The sequence below is a fragment of the Escherichia sp. Lx600-2 genome, assembly GCF_036662595.1.
In the GTDB taxonomy this organism is placed as follows: domain Bacteria; phylum Pseudomonadota; class Gammaproteobacteria; order Enterobacterales; family Enterobacteriaceae; genus Escherichia; species Escherichia coli.
The window spans coordinates 45,128-71,838 of the sequence record NZ_JAYQWM010000014.1; the positions used below are offsets into that span (position 1 = coordinate 45,128).

The 26,711-nt window shown below is 52.6% G+C and carries 26 protein-coding genes, 1 pseudogene and 1 other annotated feature; of the genes and pseudogenes, 20 read left to right on the forward strand and 7 right to left on the reverse strand.

Annotation, left to right across the window (positions count from 1 at the left end; translation table 11 throughout):
* The first annotated feature begins 10 nt into the window (after positions 1-10).
* Both deoB and deoD read left to right on the forward strand, forming a co-directional pair.
* Positions 11-1,234: a phosphopentomutase gene (gene deoB / locus OQV04_RS07650; RefSeq protein WP_000816471.1), complete on the forward strand. Its 1,224-nt coding sequence runs from the start codon at positions 11-13 to the stop codon at positions 1,232-1,234.
* A gap of 79 nt (positions 1,235-1,313) precedes the next feature.
* On the forward strand, positions 1,314-2,033 hold the full coding sequence (deoD, locus tag OQV04_RS07655) for a purine-nucleoside phosphorylase (RefSeq protein ID WP_000224877.1): 720 nt from the start codon (positions 1,314-1,316) through the stop codon (positions 2,031-2,033).
* A gap of 160 nt (positions 2,034-2,193) precedes the next feature.
* Here deoD and OQV04_RS07660 read toward each other — a convergent pair.
* The 3 genes and pseudogenes from OQV04_RS07660 to OQV04_RS07670 form a co-directional block, all read right to left on the reverse strand.
* Positions 2,194-2,457: pseudogene (locus OQV04_RS07660) on the reverse strand (helix-turn-helix domain-containing protein).
* Between the two features lie 31 nt (positions 2,458-2,488).
* Positions 2,489-3,505, reverse strand: coding sequence for a lipoate--protein ligase LplA (gene lplA / locus OQV04_RS07665; protein WP_000105848.1), 1,017 nt, complete (start codon positions 3,503-3,505; stop codon positions 2,489-2,491).
* Positions 3,506-3,532: 27 nt separating this feature from the next.
* Entirely contained in the window at positions 3,533-4,177 is a 645-nt protein-coding gene (locus tag OQV04_RS07670) for a YtjB family periplasmic protein (RefSeq protein WP_000124615.1), read from the reverse strand.
* A 105-nt stretch (positions 4,178-4,282) separates the two neighbouring features.
* Between OQV04_RS07670 and serB the strand changes: the two genes are divergently transcribed.
* From serB to nadS, 4 genes are read left to right on the forward strand one after another with little or no spacing between them, the layout of a single operon-like run.
* On the forward strand, positions 4,283-5,251 hold the full coding sequence (gene serB, locus OQV04_RS07675) for a phosphoserine phosphatase (protein ID WP_001132956.1): 969 nt from the start codon (positions 4,283-4,285) through the stop codon (positions 5,249-5,251).
* 48 nt (positions 5,252-5,299) lie between these two features.
* Positions 5,300-6,682, forward strand: a complete 1,383-nt coding sequence (gene radA, locus OQV04_RS07680) for a DNA repair protein RadA (protein WP_001029698.1) — start codon at positions 5,300-5,302, stop codon at positions 6,680-6,682.
* A 20-nt stretch (positions 6,683-6,702) separates the two neighbouring features.
* Positions 6,703-7,935: a multifunctional transcriptional regulator/nicotinamide-nucleotide adenylyltransferase/ribosylnicotinamide kinase NadR gene (gene nadR, locus OQV04_RS07685; protein ID WP_000093809.1), complete on the forward strand. Its 1,233-nt coding sequence runs from the start codon at positions 6,703-6,705 to the stop codon at positions 7,933-7,935.
* A 33-nt stretch (positions 7,936-7,968) separates the two neighbouring features.
* On the forward strand, positions 7,969-8,136 hold the full coding sequence (gene nadS, locus OQV04_RS07690; protein WP_000007433.1) for a NadS family protein: 168 nt from the start codon (positions 7,969-7,971) through the stop codon (positions 8,134-8,136).
* Between the two features lie 106 nt (positions 8,137-8,242).
* On the opposite strand, the gene ettA is transcribed toward nadS, so the two are convergent.
* Positions 8,243-9,910: an energy-dependent translational throttle protein EttA gene (gene ettA / locus OQV04_RS07695; protein ID WP_000046749.1), complete on the reverse strand. Its 1,668-nt coding sequence runs from the start codon at positions 9,908-9,910 to the stop codon at positions 8,243-8,245.
* A 210-nt stretch (positions 9,911-10,120) separates the two neighbouring features.
* Here ettA and sltY point away from each other — a divergent pair, with 210 nt between their 5' ends.
* Positions 10,121-12,058 carry a murein transglycosylase gene (gene sltY / locus OQV04_RS07700; RefSeq protein WP_000409451.1) on the forward strand — a complete coding sequence of 646 codons (1,938 nt, stop codon included), beginning with the start codon at positions 10,121-10,123 and terminating at the stop codon, positions 12,056-12,058.
* An 89-nt stretch (positions 12,059-12,147) separates the two neighbouring features.
* On the forward strand, positions 12,148-12,474 hold the full coding sequence (gene trpR, locus OQV04_RS07705) for a trp operon repressor (RefSeq protein WP_000068679.1): 327 nt from the start codon (positions 12,148-12,150) through the stop codon (positions 12,472-12,474).
* A 146-nt stretch (positions 12,475-12,620) separates the two neighbouring features.
* Here the strand turns inward: trpR and yjjX are convergent, their stop codons facing one another.
* Entirely contained in the window at positions 12,621-13,133 is a 513-nt protein-coding gene (gene yjjX / locus OQV04_RS07710) for an inosine/xanthosine triphosphatase (protein ID WP_001742676.1), read from the reverse strand.
* Positions 13,134-13,184: 51 nt separating this feature from the next.
* Here yjjX and gpmB point away from each other — a divergent pair, with 51 nt between their 5' ends.
* A complete protein-coding gene (gpmB, locus tag OQV04_RS07715) occupies positions 13,185-13,832 on the forward strand; it encodes a 2,3-diphosphoglycerate-dependent phosphoglycerate mutase GpmB (protein WP_000942344.1) in 648 nt (215 codons plus the stop codon).
* Here the strand turns inward: gpmB and robA are convergent.
* The gene (robA, locus tag OQV04_RS07720) at positions 13,829-14,698 is read right to left on the reverse strand and encodes an MDR efflux pump AcrAB transcriptional activator RobA (protein WP_000371666.1); all 870 of its coding nucleotides are present in this window, start codon (positions 14,696-14,698) and stop codon (positions 13,829-13,831) included. The genes gpmB and robA overlap by 4 nt on opposite strands.
* Positions 14,699-14,908: 210 nt before the next feature.
* On the opposite strand from robA, the gene creA reads away from it, so the two are divergent.
* Genes creA through creD form a run of 4 tightly spaced genes read left to right on the forward strand, consistent with a single transcriptional unit; the run spans position 14,909 to position 18,918 of the window.
* Entirely contained in the window at positions 14,909-15,382 is a 474-nt protein-coding gene (gene creA / locus OQV04_RS07725) for a protein CreA (RefSeq protein ID WP_000875487.1), read from the forward strand.
* A gap of 12 nt (positions 15,383-15,394) precedes the next feature.
* Positions 15,395-16,084: a two-component system response regulator CreB gene (creB, locus tag OQV04_RS07730; protein WP_032288390.1), complete on the forward strand. Its 690-nt coding sequence runs from the start codon at positions 15,395-15,397 to the stop codon at positions 16,082-16,084.
* On the forward strand, positions 16,084-17,508 hold the full coding sequence (gene creC / locus OQV04_RS07735; protein ID WP_032282081.1) for a two-component system sensor histidine kinase CreC: 1,425 nt from the start codon (positions 16,084-16,086) through the stop codon (positions 17,506-17,508). Before creB ends, creC begins: the two co-directional genes overlap by 1 nt.
* A gap of 57 nt (positions 17,509-17,565) precedes the next feature.
* Positions 17,566-18,918 carry a cell envelope integrity protein CreD gene (gene creD / locus OQV04_RS07740; protein WP_032282083.1) on the forward strand — a complete coding sequence of 451 codons (1,353 nt, stop codon included), beginning with the start codon at positions 17,566-17,568 and terminating at the stop codon, positions 18,916-18,918.
* Between the two features lie 59 nt (positions 18,919-18,977).
* On the opposite strand, the gene arcA is transcribed toward creD, so the two are convergent.
* Positions 18,978-19,694: a two-component system response regulator ArcA gene (arcA, locus tag OQV04_RS07745; protein WP_001194358.1), complete on the reverse strand. Its 717-nt coding sequence runs from the start codon at positions 19,692-19,694 to the stop codon at positions 18,978-18,980.
* Between the two features lie 95 nt (positions 19,695-19,789).
* On the opposite strand from arcA, the gene yjjY reads away from it, so the two are divergent.
* From yjjY to OQV04_RS07780, 7 genes are all read left to right on the forward strand, one after another.
* On the forward strand, positions 19,790-19,930 hold the full coding sequence (gene yjjY / locus OQV04_RS07750) for a protein YjjY (RefSeq protein WP_001303782.1): 141 nt from the start codon (positions 19,790-19,792) through the stop codon (positions 19,928-19,930).
* Between the two features lie 399 nt (positions 19,931-20,329).
* The gene (locus tag OQV04_RS07755) at positions 20,330-21,016 is read left to right on the forward strand and encodes a tRNA/rRNA methyltransferase (RefSeq protein WP_001223166.1); all 687 of its coding nucleotides are present in this window, start codon (positions 20,330-20,332) and stop codon (positions 21,014-21,016) included.
* A gap of 213 nt (positions 21,017-21,229) precedes the next feature.
* Positions 21,230-21,295 (forward strand): thr operon leader peptide, encoded by a 66-nt coding sequence (gene thrL / locus OQV04_RS07760; RefSeq protein ID WP_001386572.1) that lies wholly within the window; start codon positions 21,230-21,232, stop codon positions 21,293-21,295.
* Positions 21,231-21,350 (forward strand) — a sequence feature (Thr leader region). Its footprint overlaps the gene before it by 65 nt.
* 25 nt (positions 21,351-21,375) lie before the next feature.
* Positions 21,376-23,838, forward strand: coding sequence for a bifunctional aspartate kinase/homoserine dehydrogenase I (gene thrA / locus OQV04_RS07765; protein ID WP_274446647.1), 2,463 nt, complete (start codon positions 21,376-21,378; stop codon positions 23,836-23,838).
* A 1-nt stretch (position 23,839) separates the two neighbouring features.
* A complete protein-coding gene (thrB, locus tag OQV04_RS07770) occupies positions 23,840-24,772 on the forward strand; it encodes a homoserine kinase (protein ID WP_000241660.1) in 933 nt (310 codons plus the stop codon).
* Entirely contained in the window at positions 24,773-26,059 is a 1,287-nt protein-coding gene (gene thrC / locus OQV04_RS07775; RefSeq protein WP_000781063.1) for a threonine synthase, read from the forward strand.
* Positions 26,060-26,272: 213 nt separating this feature from the next.
* Positions 26,273-26,569, forward strand: coding sequence for a DUF2502 domain-containing protein (locus OQV04_RS07780; protein ID WP_032282084.1), 297 nt, complete (start codon positions 26,273-26,275; stop codon positions 26,567-26,569).
* Positions 26,570-26,711 lie beyond the last annotated feature (142 nt).

Below are 26,711 nucleotides of genomic sequence, written 5' to 3' on the forward strand. Positions count from 1 at the left end.
CGGAGAACATATGAAACGTGCATTTATTATGGTGCTGGACTCATTCGGCATCGGCGCTACAGAAGATGCAGAACGCTTTGGTGACGTCGGGGCTGACACCCTGGGTCATATCGCAGAAGCTTGTGCCAAAGGCGAAGCTGATAACGGTCGTAAAGGCCCGCTCAATCTGCCAAATCTGACCCGTCTGGGGCTGGCGAAAGCACACGAAGGTTCTACCGGTTTCATTCCGGCGGGAATGGACGGCAACGCTGAAGTTATCGGCGCGTACGCATGGGCGCACGAAATGTCATCCGGTAAAGATACCCCGTCTGGTCACTGGGAAATCGCCGGTGTCCCGGTTCTGTTTGAGTGGGGATATTTCTCCGATCACGAAAACAGCTTCCCGCAAGAGCTGCTGGATAAACTGGTCGAACGCGCTAATCTGCCGGGTTACCTCGGTAACTGCCACTCTTCCGGTACGGTCATTCTGGATCAACTGGGCGAAGAGCACATGAAAACCGGCAAGCCGATTTTCTATACCTCCGCTGACTCCGTGTTCCAGATTGCCTGCCATGAAGAAACCTTTGGCCTGGATAAACTCTACGAACTGTGCGAAATCGCCCGTGAAGAGCTGACCAACGGCGGCTACAACATCGGACGTGTTATCGCTCGTCCGTTTATCGGTGACAAAGCCGGTAACTTCCAGCGTACCGGTAACCGTCACGACCTGGCTGTTGAGCCGCCAGCACCGACCGTGCTGCAGAAACTGGTTGATGAAAAACACGGCCAGGTGGTTTCTGTCGGTAAAATTGCAGACATCTACGCCAACTGCGGTATCACCAAAAAAGTGAAAGCGACTGGCCTGGACGCGCTGTTTGACGCCACCATCAAAGAGATGAAAGAAGCGGGTGATAACACCATCGTCTTCACCAACTTCGTTGACTTCGACTCTTCCTGGGGCCACCGTCGCGACGTCGCCGGTTATGCCGCGGGTCTGGAACTGTTCGACCGCCGTCTGCCGGAGCTGATGTCTCTGCTGCGCGATGACGACATCCTGATCCTCACCGCTGACCACGGTTGCGATCCGACCTGGACCGGTACTGACCACACGCGTGAACACATTCCGGTACTGGTATACGGCCCGAAAGTAAAACCGGGCTCACTGGGTCATCGTGAAACCTTCGCGGATATCGGCCAGACTCTGGCAAAATATTTTGGTACTTCTGATATGGAATATGGCAAAGCCATGTTCTGATAATGGGTGCGGCTTGATGCCCTCACCCCGGCCCTCTCCCTCAGGGAGAGGGTGAAAACATGTTGATAAGGATAAAACAATGGCTACCCCACACATTAATGCAGAAATGGGCGATTTCGCTGACGTAGTTTTGATGCCAGGCGACCCGCTGCGTGCGAAGTATATTGCTGAAACTTTCCTTGAAGATGCCCGTGAAGTGAACAACGTTCGCGGTATGCTGGGCTTCACCGGTACTTACAAAGGCCGCAAAATTTCCGTAATGGGTCACGGTATGGGTATCCCGTCCTGCTCCATCTACACCAAAGAACTGATCACCGATTTCGGCGTGAAGAAAATTATCCGCGTGGGTTCCTGTGGCGCAGTTCTGCCGCACGTAAAACTGCGCGACGTCGTTATCGGTATGGGTGCCTGCACCGATTCCAAAGTTAACCGCATCCGTTTTAAAGATCATGACTTTGCCGCTATCGCTGACTTTGACATGGTGCGTAACGCGGTAGACGCGGCTAAAGCACTGGGCATTGATGCTCGCGTTGGTAACCTGTTCTCCGCTGACCTGTTCTACTCTCCGGACGGCGAAATGTTCGACGTGATGGAAAAATACGGCATCCTCGGCGTGGAAATGGAAGCGGCTGGTATCTACGGCGTCGCTGCAGAATTTGGCGCGAAAGCCCTGACCATCTGTACCGTGTCTGACCACATCCGCACTCACGAGCAGACCACTGCCGCTGAGCGTCAGACCACCTTCAACGACATGATCAAAATCGCACTGGAATCCGTTCTGCTGGGCGATAAAGAGTAATTGTGTTTCGCTGAAAGGCGATTGTCGTGTGAAGCCGGAGTGGGAGACTGCTCCGGCTTTTTAGTATCTATTCATCAATAGCAACTGATTTATAGATTTACTATTATTTTTCATATGGATAGAAAATAAAATCTATTCAAGTATCTATTCACGAATCTATTCATTTATGTTCAGCCGTCATCCAGGAAGGGCATATCAGCAACTCTGGTGGACAACCATAAATTTCTGCCATTTTGCTTTTGATGTTTGAGCTAAACCGTTCCGTCTTTTCGATCTATTTTAGAGAATTAATCGAGATACCTAACATTTTACTTACTTCAGCAAGCGATAATTTATGCCTGATACGCACGGCGGCTAGCCAGGAAATACGCTGGCTTAACATTAAATTGATAATCTCCCGCTCCTGGTTTTCCAGATCGATCATATTCCCTTCCTTTGGTATTTTAATCAGCGAGTTACCTTACCGCCCCCGCTATCCACGTCGACAACTCCCGTAGCTCTTTTTCCTGGTCCGGGAAGTCAACCAACAGCGCTTCGCACTCTTGTTGCAGCATATCCGCGCGGTACAGGCAGCCTTGCAGTCGCCCGGCGAGGGCTTCCAGCGGCGCGGGGTTGAGGCTGTCGGTAAACACCTGGGCGCGGGTGATATGGCCTTTTTCAACGTCGAAATGCAGTTCCACGCCGCCCCAGGTAAAGCGTTCATCCAGCAGATGCGAGAATGCCGGAGCCTGACCGAAGTTCCATTCCCAGCTACTCTGGCGGGCAAAGGTTTCGGCGAAGTTCGGCAAGTCTGGCGTTTTGTCCGGGGAGATGATTTCCGCTTCTACACGCTCGCCATAATGAGCGAAAAAGGCCTCGGTTATGGCCTCGCAAACCTGCTCATGGGTGATCCCCGGCAACAGCTCGGTGAGGTTGGTCACGCGGGAACGTACCGACGTAATGCCTTTCGCCGCCAGTTTCTTTTTATCCGGATTGAGATAGTTTGCCAGGCGACTAAGGTCGGCATTGAGCAGCAAGGTGCCGTGGTGGAAGCCACGATCTTTGGTTTCGCGATAGGCCGATCCTGAGACTTTGCGGTCGCCTTCGGCGGTTTTCACCACCAGATCGTTACGCCCGGACGCTTCGGCGCTGACGCCAAGCGCGTTCAGCGCATTGAGCACAATCGACGTGGAGATGGTTTTATCGTACTCCGGCTTGCCAGCCATAAAGGTAAAGCAGGTATTGCCGAGATCGTGGAACACCGCGCCGCCACCGCTACTGCGCCGTGCCAGGCGGACGTTATCTTCTTCCATCCGCCGGGTATTACACTCTTTCCACGGGTTCTGCGCGCGACCAATCACTACCGTGTCGGCATTGCGCCAGAGAAACAGAACGCGCTGCGTGGCGGGCATCTGGCGAAAAATACACTCCTCCACCGCCAGGTTAAACCACGGGTCGTAAGAGTCAGAGATGAGCAGGCGTAATGTGGACATAACGATTTCCTTTCTTGTAGTAATGGGTCACTCTTTTTTCTCGCTTTCTTCCTCTTCCGGCACCGGTTTGCTGGCGGTTAACAGGAAGGGCGATTGCTGCCAGCGGGTACGTTTACCCTGTAGCAGCGTGCGGGTCAGCACTACGCCGATTGCCAGTGAAAGCAGCAACATCAGGCGTAAAATGTTAGTGGTGTTATCCACCTGTTGGGCTTCGGTGGCGAGCGTATGGGTGTCGAGCGTCAGGCGCAGATAGCCGAGCGGTCCGTTTTTCCCGGCAATTGGTTCGACAATCTGCTGGTTAAAATAGCCGCCCGCTTTTTTACCGTCGAGCGCCAGCCGGTCGCGCACTTCGACGCTTTCGCCAGAACGTGCGATAAGATCGCCTTGTTCGTCATACACGCCCGCGTCGAGGATACGGCTTTCATCCGTTAACTGATCAAGGATCGCCTGAATGCGTTTTTCATCCGGTGAGTCGGTACGCATCAGCGGTGCAACGTTCAGCGTTACCTGACGCGCCAGGGTGCGGGCCAGTTCTTCCAGCTGTGGATTACGTTGTCGCTGGTGGTTTTGACTAAACCATGACGCTCCCTGCATCAGCGCCACTAACAAGGCAAGACAGAACAGGACAATCACTGCCCGATGCAGCCGGAATTTCAGTTTTGTGCGAGCCATCTTCCACCCTTTGAAAATTTGAGACTTAATGTTGCCAGAAGCAATGGATACAAGGTAGCCTCATGCGTTATTTTCCCTGCTTCGAACGATTTTACAGGAGCCTTAATGCCTAACATTACCTGGTGCGACCTGCCTGAAGATGTCTCTTTATGGCCGGGTCTGCCTCTTTCATTAAGTGGTGATGAAGTGATGCCACTGGATTACCACGCAGGTCGTAGCGGCTGGCTGCTGTATGGTCGTGGGCTGGATAAACAACGCCTGACCCAATACCAGAGCAAACTGGGCGCGGCGATGGTGATTGTTGCCGCCTGGTGCGTGGAAGATTATCAGGTGATTCGTCTGGCAGGTTCACTCACCGCGCGCGCTACGCGCCTGGCCCATGAAGCGCAACTGGATGTCGCGCCGCTGGGGAAAATCCCGCACCTGCGCACGCCGGGTTTGCTGGTGATGGACATGGATTCCACCGCCATCCAGATTGAATGTATTGATGAAATTGCCAAACTGGCCGGAACGGGCGAGATGGTGGCGGAGGTAACCGAACGGGCGATGCGCGGCGAACTCGATTTTACCGCCAGCCTGCGCAGCCGCGTGGCGACGCTGAAAGGCGCTGATGCCAATATTCTGCAACAGGTGCGTGAAAATCTGCCGCTGATGCCAGGCTTAACGCAGCTGGTGCTCAAGCTGGAAACGCTGGGCTGGAAAGTGGCGATTGCCTCCGGCGGCTTTACTTTCTTTGCTGAATACCTGCGCGACAAGCTGCGCCTGACCGCCGTGGTAGCCAATGAACTGGAGATCATGGACGGTAAATTTACCGGCAATGTGATCGGCGACATCGTTGACGCGCAGTACAAAGCGAAAACTCTGACCCGCCTCGCGCAGGAGTATGAAATCCCGCTGGCGCAGACCGTGGCGATTGGCGATGGAGCCAATGACCTGCCGATGATCAAAGCGGCAGGGCTGGGGATTGCCTACCATGCCAAGCCAAAAGTGAATGAAAAGACGGAAGTCACCATCCGTCACGCTGACCTGATGGGGGTATTCTGCATCCTCTCTGGCAGCCTGAATCAGAAGTAATTGCCTGCCCGTCATCCTGCGGGCGGCACAGCATTAACGAGGTACACCGTGGCAAAAGCTCCAAAACGCGCCTTTGTTTGTAATGAATGCGGGGCCGATTATCCGCGCTGGCAGGGGCAGTGCAGTGCCTGTCATGCCTGGAACACCATCACCGAGGTGCGTCTTGCTGCGTCGCCAACGGTGGCGCGTAACGAGCGTCTCAGTGGCTATGCCGGTAGCGCCGGGGTGGCAAAAGTCCAGAAACTCTCCGACATCAGCCTTGAAGAGCTGCCGCGTTTTTCCACCGGATTTAAAGAGTTCGACCGCGTATTAGGCGGCGGCGTGGTACCGGGAAGTGCCATTCTGATTGGCGGTAACCCAGGCGCGGGGAAATCCACGCTGTTGCTGCAAACGCTGTGCAAACTGGCCCAGCAGATGAAAACGCTGTATGTCACCGGCGAAGAGTCGCTGCAACAGGTGGCAATGCGCGCTCATCGCCTTGGCCTGCCGACTGACAATCTCAATATGTTGTCGGAAACCAGCATCGAGCAGATCTGCCTGATTGCCGAAGAAGAGCAACCGAAGCTGATGGTAATTGACTCCATCCAGGTGATGCATATGGCGGATGTACAGTCATCGCCTGGTAGCGTGGCGCAGGTGCGTGAAACGGCGGCTTATTTGACACGCTTCGCCAAAACGCGCGGTGTGGCGATTGTCATGGTGGGGCACGTAACCAAAGATGGCTCGCTGGCTGGCCCGAAAGTGCTGGAACACTGTATCGACTGTTCGGTGCTTCTGGATGGCGATGCCGACTCCCGTTTTCGCACCTTACGCAGCCATAAAAACCGCTTCGGCGCGGTGAATGAGCTGGGCGTCTTCGCGATGACCGAACAGGGGCTGCGTGAAGTCAGCAACCCTTCCGCCATCTTTTTAAGCCGTGGCGATGAAGTGACCTCTGGTAGTTCAGTGATGGTGGTATGGGAAGGAACACGTCCGTTGCTGGTGGAGATCCAGGCGCTGGTCGATCACTCGATGATGGCGAATCCGCGCCGCGTGGCGGTAGGTCTGGAGCAAAACCGTCTGGCGATCCTGCTGGCTGTCTTGCACCGTCACGGTGGTCTGCAAATGGCCGATCAGGATGTGTTTGTGAACGTGGTCGGCGGCGTGAAGGTAACGGAAACCAGCGCCGACTTAGCGTTACTGCTGGCGATGGTTTCCAGCCTGCGTGACAGACCGCTGCCACAGGATCTGGTGGTGTTTGGTGAAGTCGGGCTGGCAGGGGAGATCCGCCCGGTGCCCAGCGGTCAGGAACGAATCTCTGAAGCGGCGAAACACGGTTTTCGCCGGGCGATTGTTCCGGCGGCTAACGTACCGAAAAAAGCGCCGGAAGGGATGCAGATTTTTGGCGTTAAAAAACTCTCCGACGCGCTTAGCGTGTTCGACGACTTATAATGAGAGATACGGAGGGAGATATGTCGTCATTTGATTACCTGAAAACTGCCATCAAGCAACAGGGCTGCACGCTACAGCAGGTAGCTGATGCCAGCGGTATGACCAAAGGGTATTTAAGCCAGTTACTGAATGCCAAAATTAAAAGCCCCAGCGCGCAAAAGCTGGAGGCGTTGCACCGTTTTTTGGGGCTTGAATTTCCCCGACAGAAGAAAACCATTGGTGTCGTATTCGGTAAGTTCTACCCGCTGCATACCGGACATATCTACCTTATCCAGCGCGCCTGTAGCCAGGTTGACGAGCTGCATATCATTATGGGTTTTGACGATACCCGCGACCGCGCGTTGTTTGAAGACAGCGCCATGTCGCAGCAGCCCACGGTGCCGGATCGTCTGCGCTGGTTATTACAAACTTTTAAATATCAGAAAAATATTCGCATTCATGCTTTCAACGAAGAGGGCATGGAGCCGTATCCGCACGGCTGGGATGTGTGGAGCAACGGCATCAAAAAGTTTATGGCTGAAAAGGGGATTCAGCCGGACCTGATCTACACCTCGGAAGAAGCCGATGCGCCACAGTATATGGAACATCTGGGGATCGATACGGTGCTGGTCGATCCGAAACGTACCTTTATGAGTATCAGCGGTGCGCAGATCCGCGAAAACCCGTTCCGCTACTGGGAATATATTCCTACGGAAGTGAAGCCGTTCTTTGTACGTACCGTGGCGATCCTTGGTGGCGAGTCGAGCGGTAAATCCACCCTGGTAAACAAACTTGCCAATATCTTCAATACCACCAGTGCGTGGGAATATGGTCGCGATTATGTCTTTTCACACCTCGGCGGTGATGAGATCGCATTGCAGTATTCCGATTACGATAAAATCGCGCTGGGCCACGCACAATACATTGATTTTGCAGTGAAATATGCCAATAAAGTGGCGTTTATTGACACTGATTTTGTCACTACCCAGGCGTTCTGCAAAAAGTACGAAGGGCGTGAGCATCCGTTCGTACAGGCGTTGATTGATGAATACCGTTTCGATCTGGTGATCCTGCTGGAGAACAACACGCCGTGGGTGGCGGATGGTTTACGCAGCCTCGGCAGTTCGGTGGATCGCAAAGAGTTCCAGAACTTGCTGGTGGAGATGCTGGAAGAGAACAATATCGAATTCGTGCGGGTTGAAGAGGACGATTATGACAGCCGTTTCCTTCGCTGCGTGGAGCTGGTGCGGGAGATGATGGGGGAGCAGGGATAACCGCGATGAAACGGCTCAAAGGCGAGGTATAAAATGAGTTTTTTTGATGAGTTGAAAACCTCTCTGGAAGAGGCTGTCGAGATTAAACAAGGTTTGAAAGAACCAGCACGGATGACCCGCTACGAAATTGCGGATGCTAAGGCTGTTGTAGACCGGAAAAGGTGTTCACGCCGCATCCGGCATTCGGTGCTCAATGCCTGATGCGACGCTTACCGCGTCTTATCAGGCCTGGAGATTCACAACGTATTGAAATTTCTTGGTTTGTAGGCCGGATAAGGCGTTCACGCCGCATCCGGCATTTTACGCATTACTTCGCAATACGCTTGTACTTGATACGCTTCGGCTCCAGTGCGTCTGCGCCCAGCGTGCGTTTCTTGTACTCTTCGTACTCAGTAAAGTTACCTTCGAAGAACTCAACTTTACCTTCATCCTGGTAGTCCAGGATGTGCGTGGCGATACGGTCGAGGAACCAACGGTCGTGCGAGATAACCATCGCACAGCCCGGGAACTCCAGCAGGGCGTTTTCCAGCGCGCGCAGGGTTTCGATATCCAGGTCGTTGGTTGGTTCGTCGAGCAGCAGCATGTTGCCGCCAACCTGCAGCAGCTTCGCCAGATGCAGACGACCGCGCTCACCACCGGAAAGTTCACCAACGCGTTTACCCTGATCAACCCCTTTAAAGTTAAAGCGGCCAACGTAGGCGCGGCTTGGCATCTCGGTGTTGCCGATCTTCATAATATCCAGCCCGCCGGAAACTTCTTCCCAAACGGTTTTGCTGTTATCCATTGAGTCACGGAACTGATCAACCGATGCCAGTTTCACCGTTTCACCTAAAGTGATGGTGCCGCTGTCCGGCTGTTCCTGACCAGAGATCATACGGAACAGGGTCGATTTACCCGCGCCGTTCGGACCGATGATCCCGACGATTGCCCCTTTTGGGATCGAGAAGCTCAGGTCATCAATCAGCAGGCGATCACCGTAGGATTTACGCAGGTTGCTGACTTCCAGCACTTTATCGCCCAGACGCGGTCCAGGTGGAATAAACAGTTCGTTGGTTTCGTTACGTTTCTGATATTCGGTGCTGTTCAGCTCTTCAAAGCGTGCCAGACGTGCTTTACCTTTCGACTGGCGGCCTTTAGTTCCCTGACGTACCCACTCCAGCTCTTTCTCGATCGACTTACGACGCGCCGCTTCTTGTGAAGCTTCCTGCGCCAGGCGCTGATCTTTCTGCTCCAGCCAGGAGGAGTAGTTGCCTTCCCACGGAATACCTTCACCGCGGTCAAGTTCGAGGATCCAGCCTGCAACGTTATCGAGGAAGTAACGGTCGTGAGTAATCGCCACAACGGTGCCTTCGAAGTCGTGCAGGAAGCGTTCCAGCCAGGCCACGGATTCGGCATCCAGGTGGTTGGTCGGTTCGTCGAGCAGCAGCATGTCTGGTTTTTCCAGAAGCAGGCGGCACAACGCCACGCGACGACGCTCACCACCGGAGAGGTTAGCGATTTTCGCGTCCCAGTCCGGCAGACGCAGCGCATCCGCCGCACGCTCCAGCTGTACGTTCAGGTTATGACCGTCGTGAGCCTGAATGATCTCTTCCAGACGGCCTTGTTCAGCGGCCAGCTTGTCAAAATCGGCATCCGGATCGGCGTACAGCGCATACACTTCATCCAGGCGTTTCAGGGCGTTAACCACTTCAGAAACCGCTTCTTCAATGGACTCACGCACGGTGTGTTCCGGGTTCAGCTGCGGTTCCTGCGGCAGATAACCAATCTTGATGTCTGGCTGCGGACGTGCTTCACCTTCGATGTCTTTATCAATGCCCGCCATAATGCGCAGCAGGGTAGACTTACCCGCGCCGTTCAGACCCAGGACACCAATTTTTGCCCCAGGGAAGAAACTCAGAGAGATGTTTTTCAAAATATGACGTTTCGGCGGAACAACTTTGCCGACACGATGCATGGTATAAACGAATTGAGCCACGTTGGACTTCGCCTCTATGTTTATCGTGATGATGAGTTTTCAAAGGCGAAGTGTAGCCTTTTTCCCCGCCTAATCCCAGTTGGTCGATCACCTTCGCAGTAAAAGTAAAAAAGTGTCCGTAACGTGGCGTAAACGGCAATGACTGGTTAGCATAAATCTATTACGCGGCATGACGCTGCATTGATGTATTTACACTTAGAGGATGCGCTTGTGGAAAAAGCCAAACAAGTTACCTGGCGGCTGTTGGCTGCCGGTGTCTGTCTGCTGACGGTCAGCAGCGTGGCGCGAGCCGACTCACTGGATGAGCAGCGTAGCCGTTACGCGCAAATCAAGCAGGCCTGGGATAATCGACAGATGGATGTGGTCGAACAAATGATGCCTGGACTGAAGGATTATCCGCTTTATCCCTACCTGGAATACCGCCAGATCACCGATGATCTGATGAATCAACCGGCGGTGACGGTCACTAACTTTGTTCGCGCTAACCCCACGCTTCCTCCCGCTCGCACGCTGCAATCTCGTTTCGTCAATGAACTGGCGCGGCGTGAAGACTGGCGTGGCTTGTTAGCCTTTAGCCCGGAAAAGCCCGGAACTACCGAAGCGCAATGTAATTACTACTATGCGAAATGGAACACCGGGCAGAGTGAAGAAGCCTGGCAAGGGGCGAAAGAGCTGTGGCTAACCGGCAAGAGCCAGCCTAATGCCTGTGACAAGTTATTTAGCGTCTGGCGTGCGTCAGGTAAACAAGATCCGCTGGCGTATTTAGAGCGTATCCGTCTGGCGATGAAAGCGGGTAACACTGGCCTGGTAACAGTGCTGGCAGGGCAGATGCCTGCCGATTACCAGACTATCGCCTCGGCAATCATTTCACTGGCGAATAACCCTAATACGGTACTGACCTTCGCGCGTACAACCGGAGCGACCGATTTTACCCGTCAAATGGCAGCGGTGGCGTTTGCCAGTGTGGCGCGGCAGGATGCTGAAAATGCACGGCTGATGATCCCGTCGCTTGCCCAGGCGCAGCAGCTTAATGAAGATCAGATTCAGGAGCTGCGCGATATCGTCGCCTGGCGTTTGATGGGCAACGATGTCACCGACGAGCAGGCGAAATGGCGCGATGACGCCATTATGCGCTCGCAATCCACGTCGTTGATTGAACGCCGTGTGCGAATGGCACTTGGCACCGGCGATCGTCGCGGCCTGAATACCTGGCTGGCGCGTCTGCCGATGGAAGCAAAAGAGAAAGATGAATGGCGTTACTGGCAGGCGGATTTATTGCTGGAACGCGGACGTGAAGCTGAAGCGAAAGAGATTTTGCATCAACTCATGCAACAGCGTGGTTTCTACCCGATGGTTGCAGCACAACGCATCGGAGAAGAGTATGAGCTGAAGATTGATAAAGCGCCGCAGAATGTTGACAGCGCCCTGACTCAGGGGCCGGAGATGGCGCGCGTGCGCGAGTTGATGTACTGGAATCTCGATAACACCGCGCGTAGCGAGTGGGCCAATCTGGTGAAGAGCAAGTCAAAAACAGAGCAGGCTCAACTGGCTCGGTATGCTTTCAATAACCAATGGTGGGATCTTAGCGTTCAGGCAACGATCGCCGGGAAGCTTTGGGATCATCTGGAAGAGCGATTCCCGCTGGCTTACAACGATCTTTTCAAACGTTACACCAGTGGGAAAGAGATCCCGCAAAGCTATGCGATGGCGATTGCCCGTCAGGAGAGCGCCTGGAATCCGAAAGTGAAATCACCGGTAGGGGCCAGCGGCCTGATGCAGATTATGCCTGGTACAGCGACCCATACGGTGAAGATGTTCTCTATTCCTGGTTATAGCAGCCCTGGGCAATTGCTGGATCCGGAAACGAATATCAACATTGGCACCAGTTACCTGCAATATGTTTATCAGCAGTTTGGCAATAACCGTATTTTCTCCTCAGCAGCTTATAACGCCGGACCTGGACGGGTGCGAACCTGGCTTGGCAACAGCGCCGGGCGTATCGACGCTGTGGCATTTGTCGAGAGTATTCCGTTCTCCGAGACGCGCGGTTATGTGAAGAACGTGCTGGCTTATGACGCTTACTACCGTTATTTCATGGGGGATAAACCGACGTTGATGAGCGCCACGGAATGGGGACGTCGTTACTGATCCGCACGTTTATGATATGCTATCGTACTCTTTAGCGAGTACAACCGGGGGAGGCATTTTGCTTCCCCCGCTAACAATGGCGACATATTATGGCCCAACAATCACCCTATTCAGCAGCGATGGCAGAACAGCGTCACCAGGAGTGGTTACGTTTTGTCGACCTGCTTAAGAATGCCTACCAAAACGATCTCCATTTACCGTTGTTAAACCTGATGCTGACGCCAGATGAGCGCGAAGCGTTGGGGACTCGCGTGCGTATTGTCGAAGAGCTGTTGCGCGGCGAAATGAGCCAGCGTGAGTTAAAAAATGAACTCGGCGCGGGCATCGCGACGATTACGCGTGGATCTAACAGCCTGAAAGCCGCGCCCGTTGAGCTGCGCCAGTGGCTGGAAGAGGTGTTGCTGAAAAGCGATTGATTTTGTTGGCCTGATAAGACGTGGCGCATCAGGCATCGTGCACCGAATGCCGGATGCGGTGTGAACGCCTTATCCGTCCTACAAATACCCGTAATTTCAATATGTTTGGTAGGCATGATAAGACGCGGCAGCGTCGCATCAGGCGCTTAATACACCGCATTATGAAACGGACTCAGCGCCAGGATCACCGCCTGGTGATAGACGCTGGCGCGAGTGAGTTTCCCGGCGGTAAACACGCCGATCGCCCCTTCCTTACGACCAATCTCATCAATACCGGTATAACGCGACATCACGGGACCAAGCGCCTCACCTTCACGTACTTTTTCCAATATCACCGCAGGCAACGGCAAAGTTGCCGAACGCGCCTCGCCGCGCTGGCTGGTGTTTTCAATCACCACCCAACTGAAAGTGCTGTCGCCATCAATGCCAGCTTCAATCGCCACCCAAAAATCAGCCTCTGGAAGTAAACGGCGGGCATTTGCTACCCGATTTCGTGCGCCAGCGCGCGTTTCCTCACTGCCAAAGGGCTGTTCCGGTACACCGCTCTCGACGGCAACGGATGCAATATGGCAGGATCCTTCGCCGAAGATCTCGTGAAATGCCTGCAGAATGGCCTGAATTTTAGCGGGATTGGTGGTCGCACAGACAACTTGGTGCATAATCAGCATTACTCAGAAAATTAACGTTACAGCAGTATACGGAAAAAAAGCATGTTACAGGTATACCTAGTCCGCCACGGTGAAACGCAGTGGAACGCCGAGCGACGTATTCAGGGCCAGTCTGACAGCCCGCTGACCGCCAAAGGTGAGCAACAGGCGATGCAGGTGGCGACGCGTGCCAAAGAGCTTGGCATTACGCATATCATCAGTAGCGATTTAGGGCGCACCCGGCGTACGGCGGAAATCATCGCCCAGGCCTGCGGCTGTGACATCATCTTTGATTCTCGCCTGCGTGAATTAAACATGGGTGTGCTGGAAAAAAGACATATCGATTCTCTGACCGAAGAAGAAGAGAACTGGCGTCGGCAGCTGGTCAATGGCACCGTTGACGGGCGTATTCCTGAAGGCGAGTCAATGCAGGAGCTCAGCGATCGCGTCAATGCGGCACTGGAATCTTGCCGGGACTTACCGCAGGGAAGCCGACCGCTGCTGGTGAGTCATGGTATTGCACTGGGATGCCTGGTGAGTACGATTCTCGGATTACCAGCATGGGCAGAGCGCCGCTTACGTCTGCGTAACTGTTCTATTTCGCGCGTGGATTATCAGGAAAGCCTGTGGCTGGCGTCTGGCTGGGTCGTTGAAACCGCAGGGGACATCTCGCATCTGGACGCCCCTGCATTAGATGAGCTGCAGCGTTAACGGCGGATAGGAATCAGCAGTTCACAGCGCAGATTAATTGGGCGATCTCCCGCTTTGGCGTCTTCTGCCGGGTAGTATCGCTCAATATCCTGACCTTTACGGCGCGTCAGGTTGAGCATTGGCATGCACGTTCCGTATACCGTCAGGATAAACTCCTGCACGCCGGTTCCCAGACCTTCATAGGTAAACATCACATATTCGCCGCCCTGCAGCATCACCGGATGCCCCGTCAGTACATAGCCATCTGCCTGATCCTGGGCTAACGCGGTGGTATAGAATACCTCTTGTTCGTCGTCTTTATCCTGACTCGGACGCGTTTCATTCAGGCCGTAGAGCACTGGCGGAATGGTCGGCGCGTTGCCGAGAAAATCGTGCCAGAACTGATAACGCATTTCATGGCGGAAATCAGAGATTTGCTCCAGCGAACAGGAGTAGCTCTGGGTAACACCAATCAGCGGCGTATCTTCCAGGGTGACAAATTTATGCTCTGGCATAGTGAATTCACCCAGACGCAGCGGCGGGCGAATACCAAAGGCGCTCCATTCAGGAGAACGGCGGTAAAGTGCAGGAGTCTGGGCAAACTGCTTCTTGAATGCGCGGGTAAATGTCTGTTGAGAGTCGAAGCGGTATTGCAGCGCGATGTCCAGAATCGGACGCGCAGTCAGGCGTAGTGCGACCGCCGATTTCGACAAACGACGAGCACGAATATACGCGCCAATAGCATGGCCAGTGACATCTTTAAACATTCTCTGTAAGTGCCACTTGGAATAACCTGCTTTCGCCGCTACATTGTCGAGCGACAGGGGCTGATCCAGATGACCTTCCAGCCAGATTAAAAGGTCGCGAATAATGCCGGCCTGATCCATAAAATATCCTCATCCTTTCAACAACGAGCACCTGACATCAGGTAATTGGATAATAGCATTTTTTGCTGTTTTAGCATTCAGTGTTTTTTTCTTAGTAGAGTATGTTTTAGGTCTTGACGGAAATAAAAGTATTGAGATTTTGTTCTTAATCAATATGTTATTTACCGTGACGAACTAATTGCTCGTGTAATAGATAAAAATGGTAACAATATGAAATACAAGCATTTGATCCTGTCTTTAAGCCTGATAATGCTGGGGCCATTGGCTCATGCAGAAGAGATTGGTTCGGTCGACACCGTATTTAAAATGATCGGCCCGGATCACAAAATTGTTGTGGAAGCCTTTGACGATCCCGATGTGAAAAATGTCACCTGTTATGTGAGCCGGGCGAAAACAGGTGGTATTAAAGGGGGATTGGGTCTGGCGGAAGATACCTCCGATGCGGCTATTTCTTGTCAGCAAGTCGGGCCGATTGAACTGTCGGATCGTATTAAAAACGGCAAAGCTCAGGGCGAGGTAGTATTCAAAAAACGCACGTCCCTGGTCTTTAAGTCGTTACAGGTCGTGCGCTTTTATGACGCCAAACGCAACGCGCTCGCTTATCTGGCTTACTCCGACAAAGTTGTAGAAGGTTCGCCGAAAAACGCGATTAGCGCGGTTCCTGTCATGCCGTGGCGGCAATAACAGAGGCGATTTATGCAACGGGAAACGGTCTGGTTAGTGGAAGATGAGCAAGGGATAGCCGACACGCTGGTCTACATGTTGCAGCAGGAAGGTTTTGCCGTCGAGGTCTTTGAGCGAGGCTTGCCGGTGCTGGATAAAGCTCGCCAGCAGGCTCCCGACGTCATGATTCTCGATGTTGGTTTGCCTGATATCAGCGGCTTTGAATTGTGCCGCCAGTTACTGGCGCTCCATCCGGCGTTACCTGTACTGTTCCTGACGGCCCGAAGTGAAGAGGTCGATCGCCTGCTTGGGCTGGAAATTGGCGCTGACGACTATGTGGCTAAACCGTTTTCACCCCGCGAAGTGTGCGCCAGGGTGCGCACCTTATTGCGTCGGGTGAAGAAGTTCTCGACGCCGTCTCCCGTCATCCGTATTGGTCATTTTGAATTGAATGAACCCGCGGCGCAGATCAGCTGGTTTGACACGCCATTAACGCTGACGCGGTATGAGTTTTTATTGCTGAAGACGTTACTCAAGTCGCCAGGCCGCGTCTGGTCCCGCCAGCAACTAATGGATAGCGTGTGGGAAGATGCGCAGGACACCTACGATCGCACCGTCGATACCCACATTAAAACGCTGCGTGCCAAGCTGCGCGCCATCAACCCCGATCTTTCACCGATTAATACTCATCGCGGCATGGGATATAGCCTGAGGGGCCTGTAATGCGTATCGGCATGCGGTTGTTGCTGGGCTATTTTTTACTGGTGGCGGTGGCGGCCTGGTTCGTACTGGCTATTTTTGTCAAAGAAGTTAAACCGGGCGTGCGAAGAGCAACGGAGGGGACGCTGATCGACACCGCAACGTTGCTGGCGGAGCTGGCGCGTCCCGATTTGCTCTCTGGGGACCCAACGCATGGGCAACTGGCGCAGGCGTTTAATCAGCTACAACATCGCCCGTTTCGCGCCAATATCGGTGGCATTAACAAAGTGCGCAATGAATATCATGTCTATATGACCGATGCGCAGGGCAAAGTATTGTTCGATTCGGCAAATAAAGCCGTTGGGCAGGATTATTCGCGCTGGAATGACGTCTGGCTAACGTTGCGTGGTCAGTATGGTGCGCGCAGCACGTTGCAAAATCCTGCCGATCCCGAAAGTTCGGTGATGTATGTTGCCGCGCCGATTATGGACGGCTCGCGGCTTATTGGCGTTTTGAGCGTAGGCAAACCGAACGCGGCGATGGCTCCGGTCATTAAGCGCAGCGAGCGGCGAATTTTATGGGCCAGCGCCATTTTGCTGGGGATTGCACTGGCGATTGGCGCAGGCATGGTTTGGTGGATCAACCGCTCCATTGCCCGGCTCACTCGCTATGCCGATTCCGTCACTGACAATAAGCCCGTTCCTCTTCCTGAACTAGGCAGTAGCGAGTTGCGTAAGCTTGCGCAGGCGCTGGAAAGTATGCGCGTGAAGCTGGAAGGGAAAAACTATATTGAGCAGTATGTTTATGCGTTAACCCATGAGCTAAAAAGCCCACTGGCGGCGATTCGTGGCGCGGCGGAAATTTTACGCGAAGGTCCGCCGCCGGAAGTGGTGGCTCGTTTTACCGACAACATTCTGACGCAAAATGCGCGTATGCAGGCATTGGTAGAAACGTTACTACGCCAGGCAAGACTGGAGAATCGTCAGGAAGTCGTTCTGACTGCTGTTGATGTGGCGGCATTATTTCGCCGCGTCAGCGAAGCGCGCACCGTGCAGTTGGCAGAAAAAAACATCACTCTACATGTTATGCCCACTGAGGTTAATGTTGCTGCTGAACCGGCGTTACTGGAGCAGGCGCTGGGGAATTTACTGGATAACGCCATCGATTTTACCCCCGAGAGCGGTCGCATAACGCTAAGCGCCGAAGTGGATCAGGAACACGTTGCTCTTAAGGTGCTGGATACCGGTAGTGGTATTCCTGACTACGCGCTGTCACGTATTTTTGAACGCTTTTACTCTTTGCCGCGTGCAAATGGGCAAAAAAGCAGCGGTCTGGGGTTGGCGTTTGTCAGTGAGGTCGCCCGTTTGTTTAACGGCGAAGTCACGCTGCGCAACGTGCAGGAAGGTGGCGTGCTGGCCTCGCTTCGACTTCACCGTCACTTCACATAGCTTCAAATTCTTCCCACATAGCCTTCGTATCCTGCTGCCATTGCAAAGGAGAAGACTATGTTGAAATCCCCCCTGTTCTGGAAAATGACCACCCTGTTTGGTGCAGTATTGCTGTTGTTGATTCCGATAATGCTGATTCGGCAGGTGATTGTCGAACGTGCCGATTACCGTAGCGATGTGGAAGATGCGATTCGTCAAAGTACCAGCGGGCCGCAAAAACTCGTTGGGCCGCTTATCGCTATTCCTGTGACCGAGCTTTATACGGTGCAGGAAGACGATAAAACCGTGGAGCGGAAACGAAGTTTTATCCATTTTTGGTTACCTGAGTCATTGATGGTTGATGGCAATCAGAACGTGGAAGAACGCAAGATAGGGATTTATACCGGTCAGGTCTGGCACAGTGATTTAACGCTAAAAGCCGATTTCGATGTTTCGCGTCTTAGCGAACTCGACGCGCCAAATATCACCTTTGGCAAGCCATTTATTGTGATTAGCGTCGGGGATGCGCGTGGTATTGGTGTGGTGAAAGCGCCTGAAGTTAACGGAACGGCGCTGACCATTGAACCCGGCACCGGGTTAGAGCAAGGCGGGCAGGGCGTGCATATCCCTTTACCCGAAGGGGACTGGCGGAAGCAGAACCTGAAGCTGAATATGGCCCTGAATTTAAGCGGTACCGGCGATCTTTCTGTGGTGCCTGCCGGGCGTAATAGCGAAATGACCTTAACCAGCAACTGGCCGCATCCCAGTTTTTTAGGTGATTTTCTACCAGCCAAACGGGAAGTTAGTGAGTCAGGTTTTCAGGCGCAATGGCAAAGCAGCTGGTTTGCTAATAATCTCGGTGAGCGTTTTGCTTCAGGCAATGATACCGGCTGGGAAAACTTCCCCGCGTTTAGCGTCGCAGTGACGACGCCAGCCGATCAATACCAATTAACTGACCGGGCGACTAAGTATGCCATTCTGCTGATTGCGCTGACTTTTATGGCGTTCTTTGTTTTTGAAACGCTCACCGCGCAACGCTTACACCCAATGCAATATTTGCTGGTGGGGCTTTCATTGGTGATGTTTTATTTGCTCTTGCTGGCGCTTTCTGAACATACCGGTTTTACCGTGGCATGGATAATCGCCAGTCTGATTGGGGCGTTAATGAACGGTATTTATTTGCAGGCGGTATTGAAAGGTTGGCGCAACAGCATGTTGTTTACCCTCGCGCTGTTGTTGCTGGATGGTGTGATGTGGGGACTGCTCAACTCTGCCGATAGCGCGCTGTTGTTGGGAACCAGTGTGCTGGTGGTGGCGCTGGCCGGCATGATGTTTGTGACCCGTAATATCGACTGGTATGCGTTTTCACTGCCGAAAATGAAAGCCAGTAAAGAAGTTACAATGGACGATGAATTACGTATCTGGAAATAAGGTTGAAAAATAAAAACGGCGCTAAAAAGCGCCGTTTTTTTTGACGGTGGTAAAGCCGATTAATCTTCCAGATCACCGCAGAAGCGATAACCTTCACCGTGAATGGTGGCGATGATTTCCGGCGTATCCGGCGTAGATTCGAAATGTTTACGAATACGGCGGATCGTCACGTCTACAGTACGGTCGTGTGGTTTCAGCTCACGGCCGGTCATTTTCTTCAGCAGTTCAGCACGGGACTGAATTTTGCCTGGGTTTTCACAGAAGTGAAGCATGGCGCGGAACTCGCTGCGCGGCAGCTTGTACTGCTCGCCATCAGGGCCGATCAACGAACGGCTGTTGATGTCCAGTTCCCAACCATTGAACTTGTAGCTTTCAACGCTACGACGTTCTTCGCTGACAGTACCCAGATTCATGGTACGGGACAGCAGGTTGCGTGCACGAATCGTCAGTTCACGCGGGTTGAACGGTTTGGTGATGTAGTCATCTGCACCGATTTCGAGGCCGAGAATTTTATCGACTTCGTTGTCACGGCCAGTCAGGAACATCAACGCAACATTCGCCTGCTCGCGCAGTTCACGCGCTAACAGAAGACCGTTCTTACCCGGCAGATTGATATCCATGATCACCAGGTTGATGTCATATTCAGAGAGGATCTGATGCATTTCCGCGCCATCTGTCGCTTCGAAAACATCATAGCCTTCCGCTTCGAAAATACTTTTCAACGTGTTGCGTGTTACCAACTCGTCTTCAACGATAAGAATGTGCGGGGTCTGCATGTTTGCTACCTAAATTGCCAACTAAATCGAAACAGGAAGTACAAAAGTCCCTGACCTGCCTGATGCATGCTGCAAATTAACATGATCGGCGTAACATGACTAAAGTACGTAATTGCGTTCTTGATGCACTTTCCATCAACGTCAACAACATCATTAGCTTGGTCGTGGGTACTTTCCCTCAGGACCCGACAGTGTCAAAAACGGCTGTCATCCTAACCATTTTAACAGCAACATAACAGGCTAAGAGGGGCCGGACACCCAATAAAACTACGCTTCGTTGACATATATCAAGTTCAATTGTAGCACGTTAACAGTTTGATGAAATCATCGTATCTAAATGCTAGCTTTCGTCACATTATTTTAATAATCCAACTAGTTGCATCATACAACTAATAAACGTGGTGAATCCAATTGTCGAGATTTATTTTTTATAAAATTATCCTAAGTAAACAGAAGGATATGTAGCATTTTTTAACAATTCAACCGTTAGTACAGTCAGGAAATAGTTTAGCCTTTTTTAAGCTAAGTAAAGGGCTTTTTCTGCGACTTACGTTAAGAATTTGTAAATTCGCACCGCGTAATAAGTTGACAGTGATCACCCTGTTCGCGGTCATTTGGTCAAGAAGAGTGGCAATATGCGTATAACGATTATTCTGGTCGCACCCGCCAGAGCAGAAAATATTGGGGCAGCGGCGCGGGCAATGAAAACGATGGGGTTTAGCGAACTGCGGATTGTCGATAGTCAGGCACATCTGGAGCCAGCCACCCGCTGGGTCGCACATGGATCTGGTGATATTATTGATAATATTAAAGTTTTCCCGACGCTGGCTGAATCGTTACACGATGTCGATTTCACTGTCGCCACCACTGCGCGCAGTCGGGCGAAATATCATTACTACGCTACGCCAGTTGAACTGGTGCCGCTGTTAGAGGAAAAATCTTCATGGATGAGCCATGCCGCGCTGGTGTTTGGTCGCGAAGATTCCGGGTTGACTAACGAAGAGTTAGCGTTGGCTGACGTTCTTACTGGTGTGCCGATGGTGGCGGATTATCCTTCGCTCAATCTGGGGCAGGCGGTGATGGTCTATTGCTATCAATTAGCAACATTAATACAACAACCGACGAAAAGTGACACAACGGCAGACCAACATCAACTGCAAGCTTTACGCGAACGAGCCATGGCATTGCTGACGACTCTGGCAGTGGCAGATGACATAAAACTGGTCGACTGGTTACAACAACGCCTGGGGCTTTTAGAGCAACGAGACACGGCAATGTTGCACCGTTTGCTGCATGATATTGAAAAAAATATCACCAAATAAAAAACGCCTTAGTAAGTATTTTTCAGCTTTTCATTCTGACTGCAACGGGCAATATGTCTCTGTGTGGATTAAAAAAAGAGTGTCTGATAGCAGCTTCTGAACTGGTTACCTGCCGTGAGTAAATTAAAATTTTATTGACTTAGGTCACTAAATACTTTAACCAATATAGGCATAGCGCACAGACAGATAAAAATTACAGAGTACACAACATCCATGAAACGCATTAGCACCACCATTACCACCACCATCACCATTACCACAGGTAACGGTGCGGGCTGACGCGTACAGGAAACACAGAAAAAAGCCCGCACCTGACAGTGCGGGCTTTTTTTTCGACCAAAGGTAACGAGGTAACAACCATGCGAGTGTTGAAGTTCGGCGGTACATCAGTGGCAAATGCAGAACGTTTTCTGCGGGTTGCCGATATTCTGGAAAGCAATGCCAGGCAGGGGCAGGTGGCCACCGTCCTCTCTGCCCCCGCCAAAATAACCAACCACCTGGTGGCGATGATTGAAAAAACCATTAGCGGCCAGGATGCTTTACCCAATATCAGCGATGCCGAACGTATTTTTGCCGAACTTCTGACGGGACTCGCCGCCGCCCAGCCGGGATTCCCGCTGGCGCAATTGAAAACTTTCGTCGACCAGGAATTTGCCCAAATAAAACATGTCCTGCATGGCATTAGTTTGTTAGGGCAGTGCCCGGATAGCATTAACGCTGCGCTGATTTGCCGTGGTGAGAAAATGTCAATCGCCATTATGGCCGGCGTGTTAGAAGCGCGTGGTCACAACGTTACCGTTATCGATCCGGTCGAAAAACTACTGGCAGTGGGGCATTACCTCGAATCTACCGTCGATATTGCTGAGTCCACCCGCCGTATTGCGGCAAGTCGTATTCCGGCTGATCACATGGTGCTGATGGCAGGTTTCACCGCCGGTAATGAAAAAGGCGAACTGGTGGTACTTGGACGCAACGGTTCCGACTACTCCGCGGCGGTGCTGGCTGCCTGTTTACGCGCCGATTGTTGCGAGATTTGGACGGACGTTGACGGGGTATATACCTGCGACCCGCGTCAGGTGCCCGATGCGAGGTTGTTGAAATCGATGTCCTACCAGGAAGCGATGGAGCTTTCCTACTTCGGCGCTAAAATTCTTCACCCCCGCACCATTACTCCCATCGCCCAGTTCCAGATCCCTTGCCTGATTAAAAATACCGGAAATCCTCAAGCACCAGGTACGCTCATTGGTGCCAGCCGTGATGAAGACGAATTACCGGTCAAGGGCATTTCCAATCTGAATAACATGGCAATGTTCAGCGTTTCCGGCCCGGGGATGAAAGGAATGGTCGGCATGGCGGCGCGCGTCTTTGCTGCAATGTCACGCGCCCGTATTTCCGTGGTGCTGATTACGCAATCATCTTCCGAATACAGTATCAGTTTCTGCGTTCCGCAAAGCGACTGTGTGCGAGCTGAACGGGCAATGCAGGAAGAGTTCTACCTGGAACTGAAAGAAGGCTTACTGGAGCCGCTGGCGGTGACGGAACGGCTGGCCATTATCTCGGTGGTAGGTGATGGTATGCGTACCTTGCGTGGGATCTCGGCGAAATTCTTTGCCGCGCTGGCCCGCGCCAATATCAACATTGTCGCCATTGCTCAGGGATCTTCTGAACGCTCAATCTCTGTCGTGGTAAATAACGATGATGCGACCACTGGCGTGCGCGTTACTCATCAGATGCTGTTCAATACCGATCAGGTTATCGAAGTGTTTGTGATTGGCGTCGGTGGCGTTGGCGGTGCGCTGCTGGAGCAACTGAAGCGTCAGCAAAGCTGGTTGAAGAATAAACATATCGACTTACGTGTCTGCGGTGTTGCTAACTCGAAGGCTCTGCACACCAATGTGCATGGCCTAAATCTGGAAAACTGGCAGGAAGAACTGGCGCAAGCCAAAGAGCCGTTTAATATCGGGCGCTTAATTCGCCTCGTGAAAGAATATCATCTGCTGAACCCGGTCATTGTTGACTGCACCTCCAGCCAGGCAGTGGCGGATCAATATGCCGACTTCCTGCGCGAAGGTTTCCACGTTGTCACGCCGAACAAAAAGGCCAACACCTCGTCGATGGATTACTACCATCAGTTGCGTTATGCGGCGGAAAAATCGCGGCGTAAATTCCTCTATGACACCAACGTTGGGGCTGGATTACCGGTTATTGAGAACCTGCAAAATCTGCTCAATGCTGGTGATGAATTGATGAAGTTCTCCGGCATTCTTTCAGGTTCGCTTTCTTATATCTTCGGCAAGTTAGACGAAGGCATGAGTTTCTCCGAGGCGACTACTCTGGCGCGGGAAATGGGTTATACCGAACCGGATCCGCGAGATGATCTTTCTGGTATGGATGTAGCGCGTAAACTATTAATTCTCGCTCGTGAAACGGGACGTGAACTGGAGCTGGCGGATATTGAAATTGAACCTGTGCTGCCCGCAGAGTTTAACGCCGAGGGTGATGTTGCCGCTTTTATGGCGAATCTGTCACAGCTCGACGATCTCTTTGCCGCGCGCGTGGCGAAGGCCCGTGATGAAGGAAAAGTTTTGCGCTATGTTGGCAATATTGATGAAGATGGTGTCTGCCGCGTGAAGATTGCCGAAGTGGATGGTAATGATCCGCTGTTCAAAGTGAAAAATGGCGAAAACGCCCTGGCCTTTTATAGCCACTATTATCAGCCGCTGCCGTTGGTGCTGCGCGGATATGGTGCGGGCAATGACGTTACAGCTGCCGGTGTCTTTGCCGATCTGCTACGTACCCTCTCATGGAAGTTAGGAGTCTGACATGGTTAAAGTTTATGCCCCGGCTTCCAGTGCCAATATGAGCGTCGGGTTTGATGTGCTCGGGGCGGCGGTGACACCCGTTGATGGTGCATTGCTCGGAGATGTAGTAACGGTTGAGGCGGCAGAGACATTCAGTCTCAACAACCTCGGACGCTTTGCCGATAAGCTGCCGTCAGAACCACGGGAAAATATCGTTTATCAGTGCTGGGAGCGTTTTTGCCAGGAGCTGGGCAAGCAAATTCCAGTGGCGATGACTCTGGAAAAGAATATGCCGATCGGTTCGGGCTTAGGCTCCAGCGCCTGTTCGGTGGTCGCGGCGCTGATGGCGATGAATGAACACTGCGGCAAGCCGCTTAATGACACCCGTTTGCTGGCTTTGATGGGCGAGCTGGAAGGGCGTATCTCCGGCAGCATTCATTACGACAACGTGGCACCGTGTTTTCTTGGTGGTATGCAGTTGATGATCGAAGAAAACGACATCATCAGCCAGCAAGTGCCAGGGTTTGATGAGTGGCTGTGGGTGCTGGCGTATCCGGGGATTAAAGTCTCGACGGCAGAAGCCCGGGCTATTTTACCGGCGCAGTATCGCCGCCAGGATTGCATTGCGCACGGGCGACATCTGGCAGGCTTCATTCACGCCTGCTATTCCCGTCAGCCTGAGCTTGCCGCGAAGCTGATGAAAGATGTTATCGCAGAACCCTACCGTGAACGGTTACTGCCTGGCTTCCGGCAGGCGCGGCAGGCGGTCGCGGAAATCGGCGCGGTAGCGAGCGGTATCTCCGGCTCCGGCCCGACCTTGTTCGCTCTGTGTGACAAGCCGGATACCGCCCAGCGCGTTGCCGACTGGTTGGGTAAGAACTACCTGCAAAATCAGGAAGGTTTTGTTCATATTTGCCGGCTGGATACGGCGGGCGCACGAGTACTGGAAAACTAAATGAAACTCTACAATCTTAAAGATCACAATGAGCAGGTCAGCTTTGCGCAAGCCGTAACCCAGGGGTTGGGCAAAAATCAGGGGCTGTTTTTTCCGCACGACCTGCCGGAATTCAGCCTGACTGAAATTGATGAGATGCTGAAGCTGGATTTTGTCACCCGCAGTGCGAAGATCCTCTCGGCGTTTATTGGTGATGAAATCCCGCAGGAAATCCTGGAAGAGCGCGTGCGCGCGGCGTTTGCCTTCCCGGCTCCGGTCGCCAATGTTGAAAGCGATGTCGGTTGTCTGGAATTGTTCCACGGGCCAACGCTGGCATTTAAAGATTTCGGCGGTCGCTTTATGGCACAAATGCTGACCCATATTGCGGGCGATAAGCCAGTGACCATTCTGACCGCGACCTCCGGTGATACCGGAGCGGCAGTGGCTCATGCTTTCTACGGTTTACCGAATGTGAAAGTGGTTATCCTCTATCCACGAGGCAAAATCAGTCCACTGCAAGAAAAACTGTTCTGTACATTGGGCGGCAATATCGAAACTGTTGCCATCGACGGCGATTTCGATGCCTGTCAGGCGCTGGTGAAGCAGGCGTTTGATGATGAAGAGCTGAAAGTGGCGCTGGGGTTAAACTCAGCTAACTCGATTAACATCAGCCGGTTGCTGGCGCAGATTTGCTACTACTTTGAAGCAGTTGCGCAGCTGCCGCAGGAAGCGCGCAACCAGCTGGTTGTCTCGGTGCCAAGCGGAAACTTCGGCGATTTGACGGCGGGTCTGCTGGCGAAGTCACTCGGTCTGCCGGTGAAACGTTTTATTGCTGCGACCAACGTGAACGATACCGTGCCACGTTTCCTGCACGACGGTCAGTGGTCACCCAAAGCGACTCAGGCGACGTTATCCAACGCGATGGACGTGAGTCAGCCGAACAACTGGCCGCGTGTGGAAGAGTTGTTCCGCCGCAAAATCTGGCAACTGAAAGAGCTGGGTTATGCAGCCGTGGATGATGAAACCACGCAACAGACAATGCGTGAGTTAAAAGAACTGGGCTACACTTCGGAGCCGCACGCTGCCGTAGCGTATCGTGCGCTGCGTGACCAGTTGAATCCAGGCGAATATGGCTTGTTCCTCGGCACCGCGCATCCGGCGAAATTTAAAGAGAGCGTGGAAGCGATTCTCGGTGAAACGTTGGATCTGCCAAAAGAGCTGGCAGAACGTGCCGATTTACCCTTGCTTTCGCATAATCTGCCCGCCGATTTTGCTGCGTTGCGTAAATTGATGATGAATCATCAGTAACAGCTATTCATTATCTCAATCAGGCCGGGTTTGCTTTTATGCAGCCCGGCTTTTTTGTGAAGAAAATATGGAGAGAAACGACAGGGAAAAAGGAGGAATTCTCAATAAATGCGGTAACTTAGAGATTAGGATTGCGGAGAATAACAACCGCCGTTCTCATCGCGTAATCTCCGGATATCGACCCATAACGGGCAATGATAAAAGGAGTAACCTGTGAAAAAGATGCAATCTATCGTACTCGCACTTTCCCTGGTTCTGGTCGCTCCCATGGCAACGCAGGCTGCGGAAATTACGTTAGTCCCGTCAGTAAAATTACAGATAGGCGATCGTGATAATCGTGGCTATTACTGGGATGGCGGTCATTGGCGCGACCACGGCTGGTGGAAACAACATTATGAATGGCGAGGCAATCGCTGGCACCCACACGGACCGCCGCCACCGCCGCGTCACCATAAGAAAGCTCATCATGATCATCACGGCGGTTATGGTCCAGGCAAACATCACCGCTAAATGACAAATGCCGGGTAACAATCCGGCATTCAGCGCCTGATGCGACGCTGGCGCGTCTTATCAGGCCTACGTGAATTCTGCAATATATTGAATCTGCATGCTTTTGTAGGCCGGATAAGGCGTTCACGCCGCATCCGGCATT

What these genes read in the sequence shown, in the direction of transcription:
- deoB (WP_000816471.1), top strand. Translation starts at nt 11, where the DNA reads ATGAAACGTGCATTTATTATGGTGCTGGACTCATTCGGCATCGGCGCT.
- deoD (WP_000224877.1), top strand. Translation starts at nt 1,314, where the DNA reads ATGGCTACCCCACACATTAATGCAGAAATGGGCGATTTCGCTGACGTA.
- lplA (WP_000105848.1), bottom strand. Translation starts at nt 3,505, where the DNA reads ATGTCCACATTACGCCTGCTCATCTCTGACTCTTACGACCCGTGGTTT.
- OQV04_RS07670 (WP_000124615.1), bottom strand. Translation starts at nt 4,177, where the DNA reads ATGGCTCGCACAAAACTGAAATTCCGGCTGCATCGGGCAGTGATTGTC.
- serB (WP_001132956.1), top strand. Translation starts at nt 4,283, where the DNA reads ATGCCTAACATTACCTGGTGCGACCTGCCTGAAGATGTCTCTTTATGG.
- nadR (WP_000093809.1), top strand. Translation starts at nt 6,703, where the DNA reads ATGTCGTCATTTGATTACCTGAAAACTGCCATCAAGCAACAGGGCTGC.
- nadS (WP_000007433.1), top strand. Translation starts at nt 7,969, where the DNA reads ATGAGTTTTTTTGATGAGTTGAAAACCTCTCTGGAAGAGGCTGTCGAG.
- trpR (WP_000068679.1), top strand. Translation starts at nt 12,148, where the DNA reads ATGGCCCAACAATCACCCTATTCAGCAGCGATGGCAGAACAGCGTCAC.
- yjjX (WP_001742676.1), bottom strand. Translation starts at nt 13,133, where the DNA reads ATGCACCAAGTTGTCTGTGCGACCACCAATCCCGCTAAAATTCAGGCC.
- gpmB (WP_000942344.1), top strand. Translation starts at nt 13,185, where the DNA reads ATGTTACAGGTATACCTAGTCCGCCACGGTGAAACGCAGTGGAACGCC.
- robA (WP_000371666.1), bottom strand. Translation starts at nt 14,698, where the DNA reads ATGGATCAGGCCGGCATTATTCGCGACCTTTTAATCTGGCTGGAAGGT.
- creA (WP_000875487.1), top strand. Translation starts at nt 14,909, where the DNA reads ATGAAATACAAGCATTTGATCCTGTCTTTAAGCCTGATAATGCTGGGG.
- creB (WP_032288390.1), top strand. Translation starts at nt 15,395, where the DNA reads ATGCAACGGGAAACGGTCTGGTTAGTGGAAGATGAGCAAGGGATAGCC.
- creC (WP_032282081.1), top strand. Translation starts at nt 16,084, where the DNA reads ATGCGTATCGGCATGCGGTTGTTGCTGGGCTATTTTTTACTGGTGGCG.
- creD (WP_032282083.1), top strand. Translation starts at nt 17,566, where the DNA reads ATGTTGAAATCCCCCCTGTTCTGGAAAATGACCACCCTGTTTGGTGCA.
- arcA (WP_001194358.1), bottom strand. Translation starts at nt 19,694, where the DNA reads ATGCAGACCCCGCACATTCTTATCGTTGAAGACGAGTTGGTAACACGC.
- yjjY (WP_001303782.1), top strand. Translation starts at nt 19,790, where the DNA reads ATGACTAAAGTACGTAATTGCGTTCTTGATGCACTTTCCATCAACGTC.
- OQV04_RS07755 (WP_001223166.1), top strand. Translation starts at nt 20,330, where the DNA reads ATGCGTATAACGATTATTCTGGTCGCACCCGCCAGAGCAGAAAATATT.
- thrA (WP_274446647.1), top strand. Translation starts at nt 21,376, where the DNA reads ATGCGAGTGTTGAAGTTCGGCGGTACATCAGTGGCAAATGCAGAACGT.
- thrB (WP_000241660.1), top strand. Translation starts at nt 23,840, where the DNA reads ATGGTTAAAGTTTATGCCCCGGCTTCCAGTGCCAATATGAGCGTCGGG.
- thrC (WP_000781063.1), top strand. Translation starts at nt 24,773, where the DNA reads ATGAAACTCTACAATCTTAAAGATCACAATGAGCAGGTCAGCTTTGCG.